This window comes from Agrobacterium sp. 10T429 (genome assembly GCF_056393925.1).
In genome coordinates this window covers 40,617-55,963 of the sequence record NZ_JBFTGV010000004.1, presented here as the reverse complement: position 1 = coordinate 55,963, position 15,347 = coordinate 40,617, and the positions used below count along the sequence as shown (strand labels likewise).

Annotated in this window: 17 protein-coding genes; 14 read left to right on the top strand and 3 right to left on the bottom strand. The window is 57.2% G+C overall.

What is annotated here, in order from left to right; genetic code table 11:
- Positions 1 to 6: 6 nt before the first annotated feature.
- Genes AC1DCP_RS11645 through dnaQ form a run of 4 tightly spaced genes read left to right on the top strand, consistent with a single transcriptional unit; the run spans position 7 to position 2,761 of the window.
- The gene (locus tag AC1DCP_RS11645; protein ID WP_019565949.1) at positions 7 to 606 is read left to right on the top strand and encodes a Maf-like protein; all 600 of its coding nucleotides are present in this window, start codon (positions 7 to 9) and stop codon (positions 604 to 606) included.
- Positions 599 to 1,459, top strand: coding sequence for a shikimate dehydrogenase (locus tag AC1DCP_RS11640; protein ID WP_003516366.1), 861 nt, complete (start codon positions 599 to 601; stop codon positions 1,457 to 1,459). Before AC1DCP_RS11645 ends, AC1DCP_RS11640 begins: the two co-directional genes overlap by 8 nt.
- The gene (gene coaE / locus AC1DCP_RS11635; protein WP_065688732.1) at positions 1,459 to 2,067 is read left to right on the top strand and encodes a dephospho-CoA kinase; all 609 of its coding nucleotides are present in this window, start codon (positions 1,459 to 1,461) and stop codon (positions 2,065 to 2,067) included. The genes AC1DCP_RS11640 and coaE overlap by 1 nt, the downstream gene beginning before the upstream one ends.
- Positions 2,060 to 2,761: a DNA polymerase III subunit epsilon gene (gene dnaQ, locus AC1DCP_RS11630; RefSeq protein WP_003516361.1), complete on the top strand. Its 702-nt coding sequence runs from the start codon at positions 2,060 to 2,062 to the stop codon at positions 2,759 to 2,761. The genes coaE and dnaQ overlap by 8 nt, the downstream gene beginning before the upstream one ends.
- A gap of 120 nt (positions 2,762 to 2,881) precedes the next feature.
- Here dnaQ and secB read toward each other — a convergent pair whose 3' ends face one another.
- Together secB and AC1DCP_RS11620 are read right to left on the bottom strand one after the other, a co-directional pair.
- Entirely contained in the window at positions 2,882 to 3,364 is a 483-nt protein-coding gene (secB, locus tag AC1DCP_RS11625) for a protein-export chaperone SecB (RefSeq protein ID WP_003516359.1), read from the bottom strand.
- 99 nt (positions 3,365 to 3,463) lie between these two features.
- Positions 3,464 to 4,021 (bottom strand): FxsA family protein, encoded by a 558-nt coding sequence (locus tag AC1DCP_RS11620; RefSeq protein ID WP_065688733.1) that lies wholly within the window; start codon positions 4,019 to 4,021, stop codon positions 3,464 to 3,466.
- 141 nt (positions 4,022 to 4,162) lie between these two features.
- Between AC1DCP_RS11620 and AC1DCP_RS11615 the strand changes: the two genes are divergently transcribed.
- The 5 genes from AC1DCP_RS11615 (at position 4,163) to gyrB (ending at position 9,489) form a co-directional block, all read left to right on the top strand.
- Complete coding sequence (locus AC1DCP_RS11615; RefSeq protein WP_003516349.1) at positions 4,163 to 4,861, top strand: Tim44/TimA family putative adaptor protein; 699 nt, start codon at positions 4,163 to 4,165, stop codon at positions 4,859 to 4,861.
- The gene (gene mltA / locus AC1DCP_RS11610) at positions 4,858 to 5,970 is read left to right on the top strand and encodes a murein transglycosylase A (RefSeq protein ID WP_038489214.1); all 1,113 of its coding nucleotides are present in this window, start codon (positions 4,858 to 4,860) and stop codon (positions 5,968 to 5,970) included. Before AC1DCP_RS11615 ends, mltA begins: the two co-directional genes overlap by 4 nt.
- Positions 5,967 to 6,536, top strand: coding sequence for a Smr/MutS family protein (locus AC1DCP_RS11605; RefSeq protein WP_013635178.1), 570 nt, complete (start codon positions 5,967 to 5,969; stop codon positions 6,534 to 6,536). The genes mltA and AC1DCP_RS11605 overlap by 4 nt, the downstream gene beginning before the upstream one ends.
- On the top strand, positions 6,533 to 6,898 hold the full coding sequence (locus AC1DCP_RS11600) for a helix-turn-helix domain-containing protein (protein ID WP_003516346.1): 366 nt from the start codon (positions 6,533 to 6,535) through the stop codon (positions 6,896 to 6,898). Before AC1DCP_RS11605 ends, AC1DCP_RS11600 begins: the two co-directional genes overlap by 4 nt.
- A gap of 155 nt (positions 6,899 to 7,053) precedes the next feature.
- The gene (gene gyrB, locus AC1DCP_RS11595) at positions 7,054 to 9,489 is read left to right on the top strand and encodes a DNA topoisomerase (ATP-hydrolyzing) subunit B (protein ID WP_476774293.1); all 2,436 of its coding nucleotides are present in this window, start codon (positions 7,054 to 7,056) and stop codon (positions 9,487 to 9,489) included.
- 103 nt (positions 9,490 to 9,592) lie between these two features.
- Here gyrB and AC1DCP_RS11590 read toward each other — a convergent pair whose 3' ends face one another.
- A complete protein-coding gene (locus tag AC1DCP_RS11590; RefSeq protein WP_013635180.1) occupies positions 9,593 to 10,195 on the bottom strand; it encodes a nitroreductase family protein in 603 nt (200 codons plus the stop codon).
- A 127-nt stretch (positions 10,196 to 10,322) separates the two neighbouring features.
- Between AC1DCP_RS11590 and AC1DCP_RS11585 the strand changes: the two genes are divergently transcribed.
- The 5 genes from AC1DCP_RS11585 (at position 10,323) to trpB (ending at position 15,346) form a co-directional block, all read left to right on the top strand.
- Positions 10,323 to 11,165: a fumarylacetoacetate hydrolase family protein gene (locus AC1DCP_RS11585; RefSeq protein ID WP_038489218.1), complete on the top strand. Its 843-nt coding sequence runs from the start codon at positions 10,323 to 10,325 to the stop codon at positions 11,163 to 11,165.
- A gap of 125 nt (positions 11,166 to 11,290) precedes the next feature.
- Positions 11,291 to 12,523, top strand: coding sequence for a polyhydroxyalkanoate depolymerase (locus tag AC1DCP_RS11580; protein ID WP_019565942.1), 1,233 nt, complete (start codon positions 11,291 to 11,293; stop codon positions 12,521 to 12,523).
- Positions 12,524 to 12,591: 68 nt separating this feature from the next.
- The gene (locus AC1DCP_RS11575; protein ID WP_065688735.1) at positions 12,592 to 13,359 is read left to right on the top strand and encodes a M48 family metallopeptidase; all 768 of its coding nucleotides are present in this window, start codon (positions 12,592 to 12,594) and stop codon (positions 13,357 to 13,359) included.
- 102 nt (positions 13,360 to 13,461) lie between these two features.
- Positions 13,462 to 14,124, top strand: a complete 663-nt coding sequence (locus tag AC1DCP_RS11570) for a phosphoribosylanthranilate isomerase (protein ID WP_065688736.1) — start codon at positions 13,462 to 13,464, stop codon at positions 14,122 to 14,124.
- 1 nt (position 14,125) lies between these two features.
- Complete coding sequence (gene trpB, locus AC1DCP_RS11565) at positions 14,126 to 15,346, top strand: tryptophan synthase subunit beta (RefSeq protein WP_019565940.1); 1,221 nt, start codon at positions 14,126 to 14,128, stop codon at positions 15,344 to 15,346.
- Position 15,347 lies beyond the last annotated feature (1 nt).

Below are 15,347 nucleotides of genomic sequence, written 5' to 3'. Positions count from 1 at the left end.
TAGTCGATGAAACAAGAGTTGATCCTCGCCTCGTCCAGCGCATCCCGTCAGATGTTGATGCGTAATGCGGGGCTGACCTTTTCGGCAATCCCGGCGGATATTGACGAGCGCGCGCTCGACGAGCAGCTGGAAAAAAATGGCGCAAAGCCGGAAGAGGTTGCGCTGGAACTGGCCAAGGCCAAGGCGCTCGCGGTAAGTGCCCTGCATCCGCAAGCACTCGTTCTTGGATGCGACCAGACGATGGCGCTCGGTGCCCGGGTGTACCACAAGCCAAAAAACATGGCCGAAGCCGAAGCACATCTGCTCTCATTATCCGGCAAGGTTCATCGCCTGAACAGTGCAGCCGTTCTTGCCCGCGGCGGTGATGTCGTATGGCAGACGATTTCCAGTGCCGAGCTTTCGGTGCGAAATTTGAGCGCCGAATTCGTCTCCCGCCACCTGCAACGCGTGGGTGAAAAGGCCTTGAGCAGTGTTGGTGCCTATCAGCTCGAGGGCGAAGGAATCCAGCTATTTACTTCGATAGAGGGGGATTATTTCACCATTCTTGGCCTGCCGCTTCTGCCTCTCTTAATGAAACTGCGCGACATGGATGTCATCGATGGCTGATTCACGTGAAACATTAACTATAAACGCCTTCGTTGTCGGTTATCCGATCAAGCACTCCCGGTCACCGATCATCCATTCCTACTGGCTGAAGAAATTCGGGATACCCGGCTCCTATAAGGCCATTGAGGTTGCCCCCGATGACTTCCCCGATTTCATCACGGCACTAAAGGAACAGGGACCTGGTGCTGCGGTGGGTGGCAATGTCACCATCCCGCACAAGGAAGCGGCCTTTAAGTTGGCGGATAGTCCCGACGAGCTGGCGGAGGAACTGGGTGCAGCCAATACCGTCTGGATGGAAGAGGGCAGGCTGCATGCCACCAACACGGATGGCTATGGCTTCGTTTCCAATCTCGATGAGCGCCATCCCGGATGGGAGAAAACCGACCGGGCGGTGGTGTTCGGAGCCGGCGGTGCAAGCAGGGCCGTCGTTCAGTCGCTGCGGGACCGCGGCATTGCCGAAATCCATGTCCTGAACCGCACGGTCGAACGTGCCCGTGAAATGGCCGACCGTTTCGGTGCACGGGTTTTTTCTCATCCTCAGGGCGCGCTTCATGAAGTCATGCAGGACGCCGGGTTGTTTGTGAACACGACATCGCTGGGTATGGACGGAACGGAAGCGCCCGAGATTGATTTTTCGCCGCTTGCTGCAAGTGCTGTTGTAACCGATATCGTCTATGTGCCGTTGAGAACCCCCATCCTCCAGATGGCGCAGACGCAGGGTATTGCGACGGTCGATGGGCTTGGCATGCTCCTTCATCAGGCAAAACCCGGCTTTAAAAAATGGTTCGGCAAAACGCCGGAAGTTGATGACACTCTTCGTTGCCTCATCATTGAGGATATGGAGAAACATTGATGATCGTCATCGGTCTCACCGGCTCGATCGGAATGGGAAAAACGACCACGGCGAAACTGTTTGCCGCGGAAGGTATACCGGTTCTCGATTCTGATGCGGTTGTGCACGACCTCTATTCAGCAGAAGCCGTGCCGATGATCGAAGCCGCCTTTCCGGGCACGACCATTTCCGGCACGGTCGACCGTCTTGAACTCGGTAACATCCTCAGGGAGAATCCGGCTAATTTTAGAATGCTGGAAGCAATCGTCCATCCGCTTGTTCGTGAAAGACAGGAAGCTTTTCTCCGTAAGGCGAGAGAGGAAAATCAAAATTTCGCCGTTCTCGATATCCCGCTACTGTTTGAAACCGGCGGGGAAACGAGGGTCGATAAAGTAGTCGTTGTTAGTTGCGCGCCGGAAATACAGCGCCAGCGGGTTTTGTCCCGTCCCGGCATGACGGAAGAGAAATTCGAAATGATATTGGCCCGGCAGATGCCCGATGCCGAAAAGCGCCGGCGCGCCGATTTTATCATCGATAGCGGAAATGGTGTCGAAGCGGCACGGGATCAGGTAAGAGAAATTCTGCAGAGACTAAGTGCCGGTTCGGGCAACGGAGAGAAAAATGCGTGAGATCATTTTCGATACGGAAACCACAGGCCTTGAATCGAAACTAGACCGCGTGATCGAAATCGGCGGCATCGAGCTCAACAACCATTTTCCGACCGGCCGCACATTGCATATTTATATCAACCCGGAAGATCGCAAGGTTCACCCGGACGCGCTTGCGGTGCATGGCATCACCGACGACTTCCTGAAAGACAAGCCGAAATTCGCCGAAGTCGTCGACGAAATCCGCGAATTTTTTGAAGGTGCCCGCTGGGTGGCGCATAATGCGACATTCGACATGGGTTTCATCAATGCGGAATTTGCCCGCCTCGGCATTGCGCCGGTCTCGTCTGAATTGGTGACGGATACGCTTTCGCTTGCACGCCGCAAGCACCCGATGGGTCCGAATTCCCTCGATGCACTTTGCCGACGTTACGGGATCGACAACTCCCACCGCACCAAGCACGGCGCGCTTCTCGACTCCGAACTGCTCGCCGAAGTCTACATAGAAATGATTGGTGGGCGCCAGACAGCGCTCGGTTTCGGTTCCGGCTCCAAACAGCAAGCGGTCACTATCGAGGATGATGATGTCCCGAATGAGCCGTTGCAAAGGCCCCATCCTCTACCATCAAGACTGGATGCGGAGACCATCGCGGCGCACGGCAAGCTCGTTCTCGGCATGGGCGACAAGGCGATCTGGAACCGTTACCAGAATTAAGTGCGCCTGGCGCTTAGATGCGCCGTTGAAAAATGACGAGAAGCGTCAAATAAAAAACCCGGGCGATGAACCCGGGTTTTGTTTTGTGTGAACTCTAAAAAGAGCGGCGTCACGTACAATTCAGTTCGGTACGGCCTGAACCTTGGCTCTGGCCTGTTCCTCGGCAACGCGCTGCGAAAACATCTGCGCGAAATCGATCGGATCGATCATCAGCGGCGGGAAGCCACCATTGCGGGTGACATCGGCGATGATCTGGCGTGCGAAGGGGAACAGCAGGCGCGGGCACTCGATAAACAGCACCGGCAGCATATGTTCCTGCGGGAAACCGGCAATGCGGAACACGCCGCCATAAACCAGCTCGGCAGCAAACAGAACCTTGTCGCCATCCTTGGCTTCGGCATTCAGCGTTAGCACAACGTCGAAATCCGAACCAGAAATCGGGTTTGCGTTGACATTGACATTGATGTTGATCGACGGCGCATTGTCACGAGCCTGAAGCGAACGAGGAGCACCCGGATTTTCGAAAGAAAGATCCTTGATGTACTGGGTAAGAATGTTGAGGGAAGGACTAACTGCGCCCTGTGCGCCATTTTCAGCGGTCATTACGTTTCCTCGCGGCGTGATTTCGTGGAAGGCGGTCTATCATTTCGACTTGAGCCTTACAACCCTCGTGCTCTCGCCTCTCTAACCCTTTGCCGTGCTTCAGGGTTTGGGCAGGTTGCGATCATCCGGCTTTTGGGACCAGGGAGAATCCTTGGGCCCTTCGCGGTGAAACTCCTCTTCGTCGAGGTCCACGACCTTGGAGCTACCCTTATTTGCCTGACCATTGCTGAACCCGGAAAAGTCACCGGGTTGCGGGCCGGTCTGGCCGCCGGGTTGACCCGACTGGCGAAAAGAACCGGCCACGACGACGCGGGGTCCGAGGATCTTCCAGAAAAAACGTCTCACCGTTTTCGACAGAAGCAGGAGACCGAGGATATCGGTGATGAAACCCGGGATGAACAGCAGGATGCCCGCCACGACGCGCATGGCGCCATTGACCAGCTCATCGGCAGGCTGGGCGCCGGTGCGCCCTGCGGCCTGGAGATTTCTCACCATGCCGATGCCGCCGAGCCGCAGGATCAGCAACCCCAGAAACGACGTGAACAGGACGAGCGCCAATGTCAGCCACAGACCGATTGTCTTGCCGACGATGATGAAACCGGCAATTTCCAGGATTGGCATCATCAGGATGACAATTGGGAGAAAGGAAAAACGCATCTTCTAGCCTTGCGTGTGCATCTCTGGCAGATTGCCGGTTCCCGAGAACACCGATGATTGAATCTGCACATTTGAATGATGATAAGATGCAGACTATATGATGTTCAGGTTTTTGAATTTAAATGGCGGTTTTGGTAAAAGATGGGCTTTAGCGACTTTATCACATTGTTTTTTCTCGTTGCAGCGGTGCTGATCTTTCTTCAGCTGCGCAGCGTTCTTGGTCGCCGAACCGGCAATGAGAAGCCGCCATTCGACCCTTACACGCCGCGCGATGTCGCGAAAGGCCCCGTCACGGACGATAACAAGGTCGTGACCCTGCCCAAACGCTCTGAGGCGGAGGACGAAAACCGCTTTGCCGAGGCGGATGCTCTGGCACCCGTCGATACTGCCTTGAATACATCCCTGCGCGAGCTGATGACCAAGGACCCGACCTTCCGCCCCAAGGAATTCCTGAACGGCGCCCGCATGGCCTATGAGATGATCGTCATGGGTTTTGCCGATGGTGACCGCAAGACGTTGAAGAACCTTCTGTCGAAGGAAGTTTTCGACGGGTTCGAGGCGGCCATTTCCGAGCGGGAAAGTCGCGGCGAGGTGGTCAAGTCCACTTTCGTGGGAATAGAGAAGGCCGATATCACCCAGGCCGGTATCCGCGATTCCGAAGAGCAGATCACGCTCAGAATAGTCAGCCAGCTGATTTCGGCCACCTATGACAAGGATGGCAAGCTGGTGGACGGCGATCCCGATGCGGTTGCGGAAGTGGACGACATCTGGACCTTCTCGCGTGATGTCCGCTCGCGCGATCCCAACTGGAAGCTGATCGCCACTGAATCCGAGCAATGAACACGCCCTTTTCGTTCGAAGAAGTTTCTTTCGGTGATCTGCCGGGATGGCAGGAGGATGATCCGCGTAAGCTGTTTCCGGCGATGCGGACGATCCTGTCACATCTTCGGAATTCAAAACCCTACAGGACCGGCGCGCTGGGTCTCACCGCCGGCGAACTGGCCTCGCTTCTGGAACTGGCCGATGAGGAACAAGCGGATAGTCCCCAGCAGGCCCGCCGGTTTTTCGAGACGAATTGTGTACCTTTCAAAATTTCACCACCCGGCGGAAAACGCGGTTTTGTAACTGCCTTTTATGAACCGGAGCTTGAGGTATCGTCAGTCCGCGACGATGTCTGGAAGTATCCGGTCTACCGCCGCCCACCGGAGCTGGTGGATATCGACGACGAAAATCGCCCGAGCGGTTTTGATCCGTCCTATGCTTTTGGCAGAGAGGGCGAGGACGGCATTTCCTATTTTCCCGATCGCCGCGCGATCGACGAAGGATATCTGCAGGGCAGGGGGCTTGAGATTGCCTGGGCGAGATCGAAGGTCGATCTGTTTTTCGTCCACGTTCAGGGTGCTGCCCGTCTTCTGTTTCCTGATGGAGAGGTGAAACGCATCACCTATGCCGCCAAGGCCGGGCATCCGTTCTCGCCGATCGGTCGGTTGCTTCTGGATCGTGGGGAACTGGATCCGAAAACGATCTCGATGCAGACAATTCGCAAATGGCTCGCCGACCATCCGGATGAGGTGGATGGGGTGCTATGGCATAATCGCTCCTATATTTTTTTCCGGGAGGCTGATGTTGCCGGCCTGGATATGGGACCGATCGCCGCCGCCAAGGTGCCGCTGGTCGCCGGGCGGGCGCTTGCGGTGGACAGGCTCATCCACACCTTCGGTTTTCCCTTCTTTATCCATGCGCCGTCATTGACCCACCTGGATAATGGCAAGCCCTTCGCGCGGTTGATGCTGGCGCTCGATACCGGCTCGGCCATCGTTGGCCCGGCACGCGGCGACATTTTCACCGGCTCGGGTTTTGAAGCCGGGGAACTTGCAGGCACAGTGCGCAACGACGCCGATTTCTATATGCTGCTGCCGCATGTTGCTGCGAAAAGGTATCGGCGATGAAGGGCAGTCGAAAGCTTGGCAAGGAAGAACGCATTCTGTGGGGTAAGGTCGCAAGAACAGCCCGACCCATCTCCGGCAGGCTGGAGGATTTGCTGGCTTTCGACGATATCGAGGAAGCCGCGGCGGAACCTGTCGTCCCGCAAACGGCAAACGCCGTCTTCCCTAGGATGCTCGCGGAGCCGGTGGACGTTTCGCCCTTTACGCCGGACAAGAAGCCAAAAATTCATCAACCGATGGAAAAGCCGGTTAAGCGCAAGTTGACGCGCGGGCGGTTGCCGCTGGAAGGCCGTATCGATCTGCATGGCATGTTTCAGAGCGAAGCCCATGCGGTTCTGCTCGATTTTCTATTGCGGGCGCACGAACGGGGCCTCCGGCACGTGCTCGTCATCACCGGCAAGGGTCGCTCCATCGGCAGCGATGGTGCGCTGAAAAGGGCCGTGCCCATGTGGTTCGCCAAACCGGAATATCGTTATTTGATTTCATCCTATGAGGACGCATCCGCCAATCACGGCGGCGATGGCGCTCTCTATGTCCGGTTGGCGCGCCGCAAGGGTGAAAAATCATGACGCCCTTTGCAGAAGCTGTGCGGCTGCTTCGTGAGCGCAAGGGCGTGACACAGAAGGAGATGGCAGCGGCAATCGGCGTTTCCCCCGCTTATCTCTCGGCACTGGAGCACGGCAAACGCGGCAAACCGAGCTTCGATCTCCTCCAGCGCATCGCCGGATATTTCAACATCATCTGGGATGAGGCGGAGGAATTGTTCTTTCTCGCCGGCTCCTCCGACCCCAAAGTGGCGATCGACACGGTCGGTCTGCCGCCGCAATATACGGCTTTTGCCAATCGGCTGGCGCGGGATATTCGCAAGCTGCCGCTGAGTGTGATAGAGGAACTGTCAGCGGTGCTACAAAAAAGCCGTTCTTGCGATTGAAACCCCTCTATCCCCTGCTTTATGCAGCGTTCTGAGGCATGTGGCCTTTGGGATTGAGTGTAGAATTTCTATAGTCGTATGTCGGATTTGAGTGATTCGCGGGCTTCAGGCCTTCTCACTGAAAACTTGGCCAGGAAATTTTGGAAAGAGTACTTATGACCGAAACATCGTCAAGCGAAGTCGGCGCCAACACTGAATACGGAGCCGATTCGATCAAGGTCCTCAAGGGTCTTGATGCTGTGCGCAAACGGCCCGGCATGTATATCGGCGATACCGATGACGGCTCCGGTCTGCATCACATGGTCTACGAGGTGGTCGACAACGCCATCGACGAGGCGCTCGCGGGTCATGCCGATCTGGTGACGGTGACGCTKAACGCCGACGGTTCGGTGACGGTAACGGACAACGGACGCGGCATTCCGACTGATATCCATTCTTCCGAAGGCGTTTCCGCCGCGGAAGTCATCATGACGCAGCTTCATGCGGGCGGAAAATTCGACCAGAACTCCTACAAGGTTTCCGGCGGTCTGCATGGCGTGGGCGTTTCGGTCGTAAATGCGCTCTCGGTTTGGCTGAAGCTCAGAATCCGCCGCAATGGCAAGCTGCACGAAATCGGCTTCACCCATGGGGTTGCCGATGCTCCGCTCTCGGTCATTGGCGAATATGAAGGCCGCTCCGGCACGGAAGTCACCTTCCTGGCGAGCCCCGGCACCTTCACCATGACGGATTATGATTTTGGTACGCTGGAGCATCGCCTGCGCGAACTGGCGTTTTTGAATTCCGGTGTTCGTATCGTGCTCACCGACAAGCGTCATTCTGATATCAAGCAGGAAGAGTTGCTCTACGATGGCGGTCTTGAAGCCTTCGTGCGTTATCTCGACCGGGCTAAGAAACCGCTGGTAGACAAGCCGGTGGCCATTCATGGCGAAAAGGACGGCATCACGGTTGAGGTCGCGCTCTGGTGGAACGACAGCTACCACGAAAATGTGCTCTGCTTCACCAACAACATTCCGCAGCGCGACGGCGGCACCCATATGGCCGGCTTCCGCGCGGCGCTCACGCGTCAGATGACATCCTATGCCGAGACTTCCGGCATCATGAAAAGGGAAAAGGTCAGCTTGCAGGGTGAGGACTGCCGCGAAGGACTGACGGCAATTCTTTCCGTCAAGGTTCCCGACCCAAAGTTTTCTTCACAGACGAAGGACAAGCTCGTTTCGTCCGAAGTGCGCCCTGTCGTGGAAAGTCTCGTCAATGAGGCCCTGTCCACCTGGCTCGAGGAACATCCGTCCGACGCCAAGATCCTTGTCGGCAAGGTGGTGGAAGCGGCCATTGCCCGTGAAGCCGCCCGCAAGGCGCGCGAACTGACGCGCCGCAAAGGTGCGCTCGATATCGCCTCTCTGCCCGGCAAGCTTGCCGATTGCTCCGAACGCGATCCGGCGAAATCCGAACTCTTCCTCGTCGAGGGTGACTCCGCAGGCGGTTCGGCCAAGCAGGGCCGCTCGCGCGAAACGCAGGCCATCCTGCCGCTACGCGGTAAGATCCTGAACGTTGAGCGCGCCCGTTTCGACAAGATGCTGTCCAGCCAGGAAATCGGCACGCTGATCACCGCGCTCGGCACGTCGATCGGCAAGGACGAATTCAACGCAGACAAGCTGCGCTACCACAAGATCATCATCATGACGGATGCTGACGTCGACGGCGCCCACATTCGTACCCTGCTGTTGACCTTCTTCTTCCGCCAGATGCCGGAACTGATCGAGCGTGGCCATCTCTATATCGCCCAGCCGCCGCTTTATAAGGTGACGCGCGGCAAATCCGTGCAGTATCTCAAGGATGAGAAGGCGCTGGAAGAATATCTGATCTCGATGGGCATCGAGGATACGTCGCTGACGCTCGGCTCCGGCGAAGTACGCATCGGCGCTGACCTTCGTGAGGTCATTCTCGATGCGGTGCGCATGCGCACGCTGATCGACGGTCTGCATTCCCGCTACAGCCGCTCCATCGTGGAACAGGCCGCCATTGCCGGCGCCCTGAACCCCGAGCTTTCGGCCGATGCTGCCCGTGCCCAGGAAACCGTTGCCGAAGTGGCCCGGCGTCTGGACATGATCGCGGAAGAAACCGAACGCGGCTGGTCCGGCATGGTGCTGGAAGATGGCGGCTTGCGCTTCGAGCGCATGGTACGCGGTGTCAAGGAAATCTCGACGCTCGATATGGGCCTGATCGGTTCGGTCGATGCCCGTCATATCGATCAGCTCGCGGCCCGCACGCGCGATATTTACGTCACTCCGCCGGTTCTGCAACGCAAGGACGGCACTATGGAACTGGCCGGACCGCGTGCGCTTCTGGATGCTATTTTCGCCGCCGGCCGCAAGGGTCTTTCCATGCAGCGTTACAAGGGTCTCGGTGAAATGAACGCCGAGCAGCTGTGGGAAACCACACTCGACGCCAATGTACGTTCGCTGCTGCAGGTCAAGGTCAACGATGCGACGGATGCCGATGGTCTGTTTTCGCGCCTGATGGGCGATGAGGTGGAACCGCGCCGCGACTTCATTCAGGAAAATGCGCTCAGCGTTGCCAATCTCGACATTTAATCCTGTGGGACGTCTCGCGTGACGATTCACGTGAAACGAAACTTTAACGAAAGGCCCGGCGGTCAATTTCCGCCGGGCCTTTTGTCATCTGTGTTGTCGGATATCAATCGGCCTTGCCGGTGAACCGCCCCTTGAAAGCTACGTCCGAAAGGGGGAGGCGCTTGCTGGGCACTTCCCGTTCTGCCAGATCGTCAGGAAGAACAGCCTTGTCGGTCAATGTGCCGATGGCAACTGCGGCCTCCACCTTATATCCATCCGGAACATCAAGCTTTTCCACGATCTGGTCTTTAAATATGCCTGCCATGCCATGGGCGTGGTAACCGAGCAGATGCGCCTGCATGGCAAGTGAAAACCATGCCGCACCGGCATCGAAGGAATGGGTCGCTGAAGGCTTTTTCTCACCCTCTCGTGAAATATTGTGGTCGCGGGAAAGGACGAAGAGTAGCACTGAGGCATTTTTTGCCCAGCGCTGGTTTCCTTCCATCAGCAGTTCCACGAAGAGCGGCCAATCCTCGCTATCCTTGTGCGCGTAGACAAACCGCCACGGTTGCTGGTTGGATGCCGATGGCGCCCAATGCGCGGCATCGAGAATGGTCAGCAGATGCTCGTTTGGCATCGCATCTCCATCGAATGCGCGAGGAGACCACCGATCGAGGAAGAGTGGATCGACTGGATATTCGGATTGCCGGGAATTGCTGTTCGTCACGGGCGTGTCCTTTTGATTGTCGGGAGGGAAAAGGTATTTTTCGAAAGTCGAAGCAGTCAAGGGGTGACAAGTATGAATGTATCGTTCATATATGCATCACCTTGTCTGACAACCGGGAGAGAGTTCCATGAAATTGATGCGCGTTGGCCAGCCTGGCCAGGAAAAACCTGCGATCCTCGACGCGGAAGGAAAAGTCCGCGATCTGTCTGCTCATGTCAAAGACATCGGCGGTGAAGCCATTTCTCCGGAAGGCCTGAAGAAGATTGCCGCCATCGACCTCGGCACTCTTCCCGTAATCTCCGAAGAGCGCATTGGCGCTTGCGTTGCCGGAACCGGAAAATTCATCTGCATCGGCCTCAATTTCTCTGACCACGCCGCTGAAACCGGTGCGACCGTACCGCCGGAACCGGTCATTTTCATGAAGGCGACCTCGGCAATCGTCGGTCCGAACGACGATGTTGTCATTCCGCGCGGTTCTGAGAAGACCGATTGGGAAGTCGAACTCGGCGTCGTCATCGGCAAGACCGCGAAATATGTATCTGAGGCCGATGCTCTCGACTACGTCGCCGGTTATTGCGTTTCGCACGATGTTTCCGAGCGGGCGTTCCAGACGGAGCGTGCCGGACAGTGGACCAAGGGTAAATCCTGCGACACCTTCGGTCCGATCGGCCCCTGGCTGGTCACGAAGGACGAAATCACCGATCCGCAGAACCTCGGAATGTGGCTTAAGGTCAACGGCCAGACAATGCAGGACGGCTCCAGCAAGACCATGGTTTACGGCGTTGCGCATGTCGTTTCCTATCTCAGCCAGTTCATGTCTCTGCATCCCGGCGACGTCATTTCCACCGGCACGCCTCCCGGCGTCGGCATGGGCCAGAAGCCCCCGCGTTACCTCAAGACCGGCGATGTCGTTGAACTCGGCATTGAAGGCCTCGGTTCCCAGAAACAGACCTTCGTTGCCGACATCTGATTATCAACAAACGTTCAACTGAAATTGAGGCGCCGGAGGGAAACCACCGGCGCCTTCGATTTTGTGCAGTTGCGAAAAGCTGCTATGGTCAAAAAAAGAGCTTGATCCGCGAGGAGGCGTAATCAGTGTTCTACCACCTCTATGAAATGAACCATGCGGCGATGGCGCCATTGCGCGCCGGTGCCGATATGATGCGCCAGGCATGCAGCAATCCTTTGAACCCGCTTTCCAGCACCGCCTTCGGGCGAAGCCTCGACGCAGGCTTTGAGGTATTCGAGCGGCTGACGCGCCGTTACATCAAGCCGGAGTTCGGTTTGGCGACTACCACCGTCGATGACCGGACCGTTGCCGTCACTGAAGAGATCATCTGGTCGCGTCCCTTCTGCAATCTCGTTCATTTCAAAAAAGAACTCGATGCGGCCCGCAAACCAGATCCGAAGGTGCTGCTGGTGGCGCCTATGTCAGGCCACTACGCCACATTGCTGCGGGGAACGGTCGAGGCGCTGCTGCCATCGGCGGATATCTATATCACCGATTGGATCGATGCCCGCATGGTGCCAGTCACCGAAGGGACATTCGATCTCGACGATTACATCAGCTACGTCATCGATATGCTGCGCGAGATCGGGCCCGGCGCCCATGTGGTCGCCGTTTGTCAGCCCTCGGTTCCGGTTCTGGCCGCAGTGTCCCTGATGGAAGCCGATGGTGACGGTTTCGCGCCTGCATCCATGACGCTGATGGGCGGTCCGATCGATACGCGCATCAATCCCACAGCTGTCAACGGTCTGGCCACGGCCAAGCCAATCGAATGGTTCCGCGACAATGTCGTCATGCAGGTACCGTGGCCGCAGCCGGCTTTTGGCCGGAATGTCTATCCCGGCTTCCTGCAATTATCCGGCTTCATGTCTATGAACCTCGACAAGCACATGACGGCACACAAGGATTTCTACCTGAACCTCGTCAAGAACGACGGCGATTCCGCTGAGAAGCATCGCGATTTTTACGATGAATATCTGGCCGTGATGGATTTGACGGCGGAGTTCTACCTGCAGACAGTGGAAACCGTCTTCATCGAACACGCGCTTCCCAAGGGAAACATGCAGCATAGGGGCAGGGCGGTCGATCCCGCTGCCATTCGTAACGTCGCGCTGTTCACCGTGGAAGGCGAAAACGACGATATTTCCGGTGTGGGCCAGACCAAAGCCGCGCACGATCTTTGCCGGAACATCCCCGATGAAAAGCGTGCGCACTACATGCAGCCCGACGTCGGTCACTACGGCGTTTTCAACGGGTCGCGTTTCCGCAAGGAGATTGTGCCGCGCATGGTGGAATTCATCCGCAAGAATCAGACTGTCTAGCGCTGGAAGCCAGGCGATGCCGCGCATTTGCGTGGCCAAGCCGGTGTCGAATCGGCTATGAACAGTCCATGTTTTCGTTCCTCAGAAAATCCGTGAATTCGCCGGCGCCGAAAAAGGTAGCGCCCAGCCAGCGCACCGTCGAGGTGGCTGGCCGTCATGTGCCCATTACGGTGAAGGAAAACCCGCGCGCCACGCGCATCACCTTGCGCATCGAACCCGGCGGCCGGGCCCTGAAGCTGACGATCCCGATGGGGCTTCACCATGGCCAGGTGGATGATTTTCTCGAAAGGCATCAGGGCTGGATTGAAGGCAAGCTTTCGAAAATCACCCCAGATGACGGTTTGTGTCATGGTGCGTCGGTTGATATTCGCGGCGTATCCCATCGTATCCATCACACTGGCAGCCTGCGTGGCCTGACTCATATCTCCAAAGACGAGGACGGCACCGCGGTATTGAAAGTCAGCGGAGCGCCCGAACACCTGCGCAGACGGGTGGCCATGTTTTTGAAAAAGGAAGCGAAGACTGATCTGGAGAGGCTTGTTGCGGTTCACGCGAGCGCGGCCGGAAAGCCCGTGCGATCCATCAGCATGAAGGACACCCGCAGCCGCTGGGGTTCGTGTTCCCATGATGGAAATCTGAGTTTCTCGTGGCGTATCGTCATGGCTCCGGAAAAGGTCATCGATTATCTCGCAGCCCACGAGGTCGCGCATCTGCGGGAAATGAACCACGGCCCGAAATTCTGGGCCCTGTGCGAAAAACTCTGCCCGCATACGCAGGAAGCCAAGGAATGGCTGAAACGTCACGGCTCTAAACTCCACGCCATCGATTTTGATTGAAAGTGGAGGCGTGCATCGCCATCTGGATTCACGTGAAACATTCCATGGAAAACGGGTGCGATTTGGCTCGACTCTTGTCGCATTTCGTGTCAGGTCGCGGGTATGAAACCGGATATCAAGATTTGCGGATTGAAGACACCGGAAGCGCTGGAGCGTGCCGTCAGGCGCGGCGCCTCCCATGTCGGCTTTATTTTCTTTGAAAAGAGCCCCCGCAACATCGAGCCCGATATCGCCGGCAGACTGGCGGAAGCCGTCCGTGGCGCCGCAAAGGTGGTCGCCGTTACCGTCAATGCCGACAATGATGATCTGGACGAGATCGTTGATCTGCTGAGACCGGATATTCTGCAATTGCACGGTAGTGAAAGCCCGGAGAGGGTGCTGAACATCAAAGCACTCTACGGCCTTCCGGTAATGAAGGCGCTTTCCGTTCGCGACGCCACTGATCTTGCCAAGATTGATCCCTATATAGGCATAGCCGACCGTTTCCTGCTGGATGCCAAGGCGCCTGCGGGTTCCGATTTGCCGGGCGGCAACGGAGTATCCTTCGACTGGACCATCCTGCGCTCTCTTGACGGAAGTATCGATTACATGCTTTCCGGGGGATTGAACAAGGACAATGTCGCGGAGGCTCTGGCCGAAACCGGAGCTGGCGGACTGGATTTGTCGTCCGGTGTGGAGAGCGCGCCGGGCGTCAAGGATCTTGCGATGATTGATGCATTCTTCGATGTGGTGAATGATTGGTCGAAAGGCCCAAAGGGAGCTTGAAGTGAACGACGCGCCAACACCCAATTCTTTCCGCGCCGGTCCCGATGAGGACGGCCGTTTTGGCATTTACGGAGGCCGCTTCGTTGCCGAAACGCTGATGCCGCTTATTCTGGATTTGCAGGCGGAGTGGGAGAAGGCAAAGACCGATCCCGAATTTCAGGCAGAACTCAAATATCTCGGCGCTCATTACACCGGCCGCCCGAGCCCGCTTTATTTCGCGGAACGCCTGACGGCCGAACTGGGCGGCGCCAAGATCTATTTCAAGCGCGAAGAGCTGAATCACACCGGCTCGCACAAGATCAACAATTGCCTTGGCCAGATCCTGCTTGCCAAGCGCATGGGCAAGACCCGCATCATTGCCGAAACCGGTGCCGGCCAGCACGGCGTTGCCTCGGCGACCGTCGCCGCACGCTTCGGCCTGCCCTGCGTCGTTTATATGGGCGCGACGGATGTTGCCCGTCAGGCGCCGAATGTTTTCCGCATGAAGCTTCTGGGCGCTGAGGTAAAGCCGGTAACGGCTGGCCACGGCACTCTGAAAGATGCCATGAACGAGGCGCTGCGCGACTGGGTCACCAATGTCGATGACACCTATTACCTGATCGGCACAGCTGCCGGCCCGCATCCCTATCCGGAAATGGTTCGCGATTTCCAGGCCGTCATCGGTGAGGAAGCAAAGGCACAGATGCTGGAGGCGGAGGGCCGTCTTCCGGATATGGTCATTGCGGCTGTCGGCGGTGGCTCGAATGCCATCGGCATCTTCCATCCTTTCCTTGATGACAAGAGTGTCCGTATCGTCGGCGTCGAGGCTGGCGGCAGGGGTCTTTCGGGCGAGGAGCATTGCGCTTCGATCACGGCCGGTTCGCCGGGCGTTCTGCACGGAAACCGCACCTACCTTCTTCAGGATGCGGATGGCCAGATCAAGGAAGGCCATTCCATCTCCGCAGGTCTCGATTATCCCGGCATCGGCCCTGAGCATTCCTGGCTGAACGATATCGGCCGCGTGGAATATGTACCGATCATGGACCATGAGGCGCTGGACGCCTTCCAGATGCTGACCCGCCTCGAAGGCATCATTCCCGCTCTGGAGCCAAGCCACGCGCTGGCGGAAGTCATCAAGCGCGCACCGAAGATGGGCAAGGATGAGATCATCCTGATGAATCTTTCGGGTCGTGGGGACAAGGATGTCCACACCGTCAGCAAGTTCCTCGGAATGGAAATGTAAG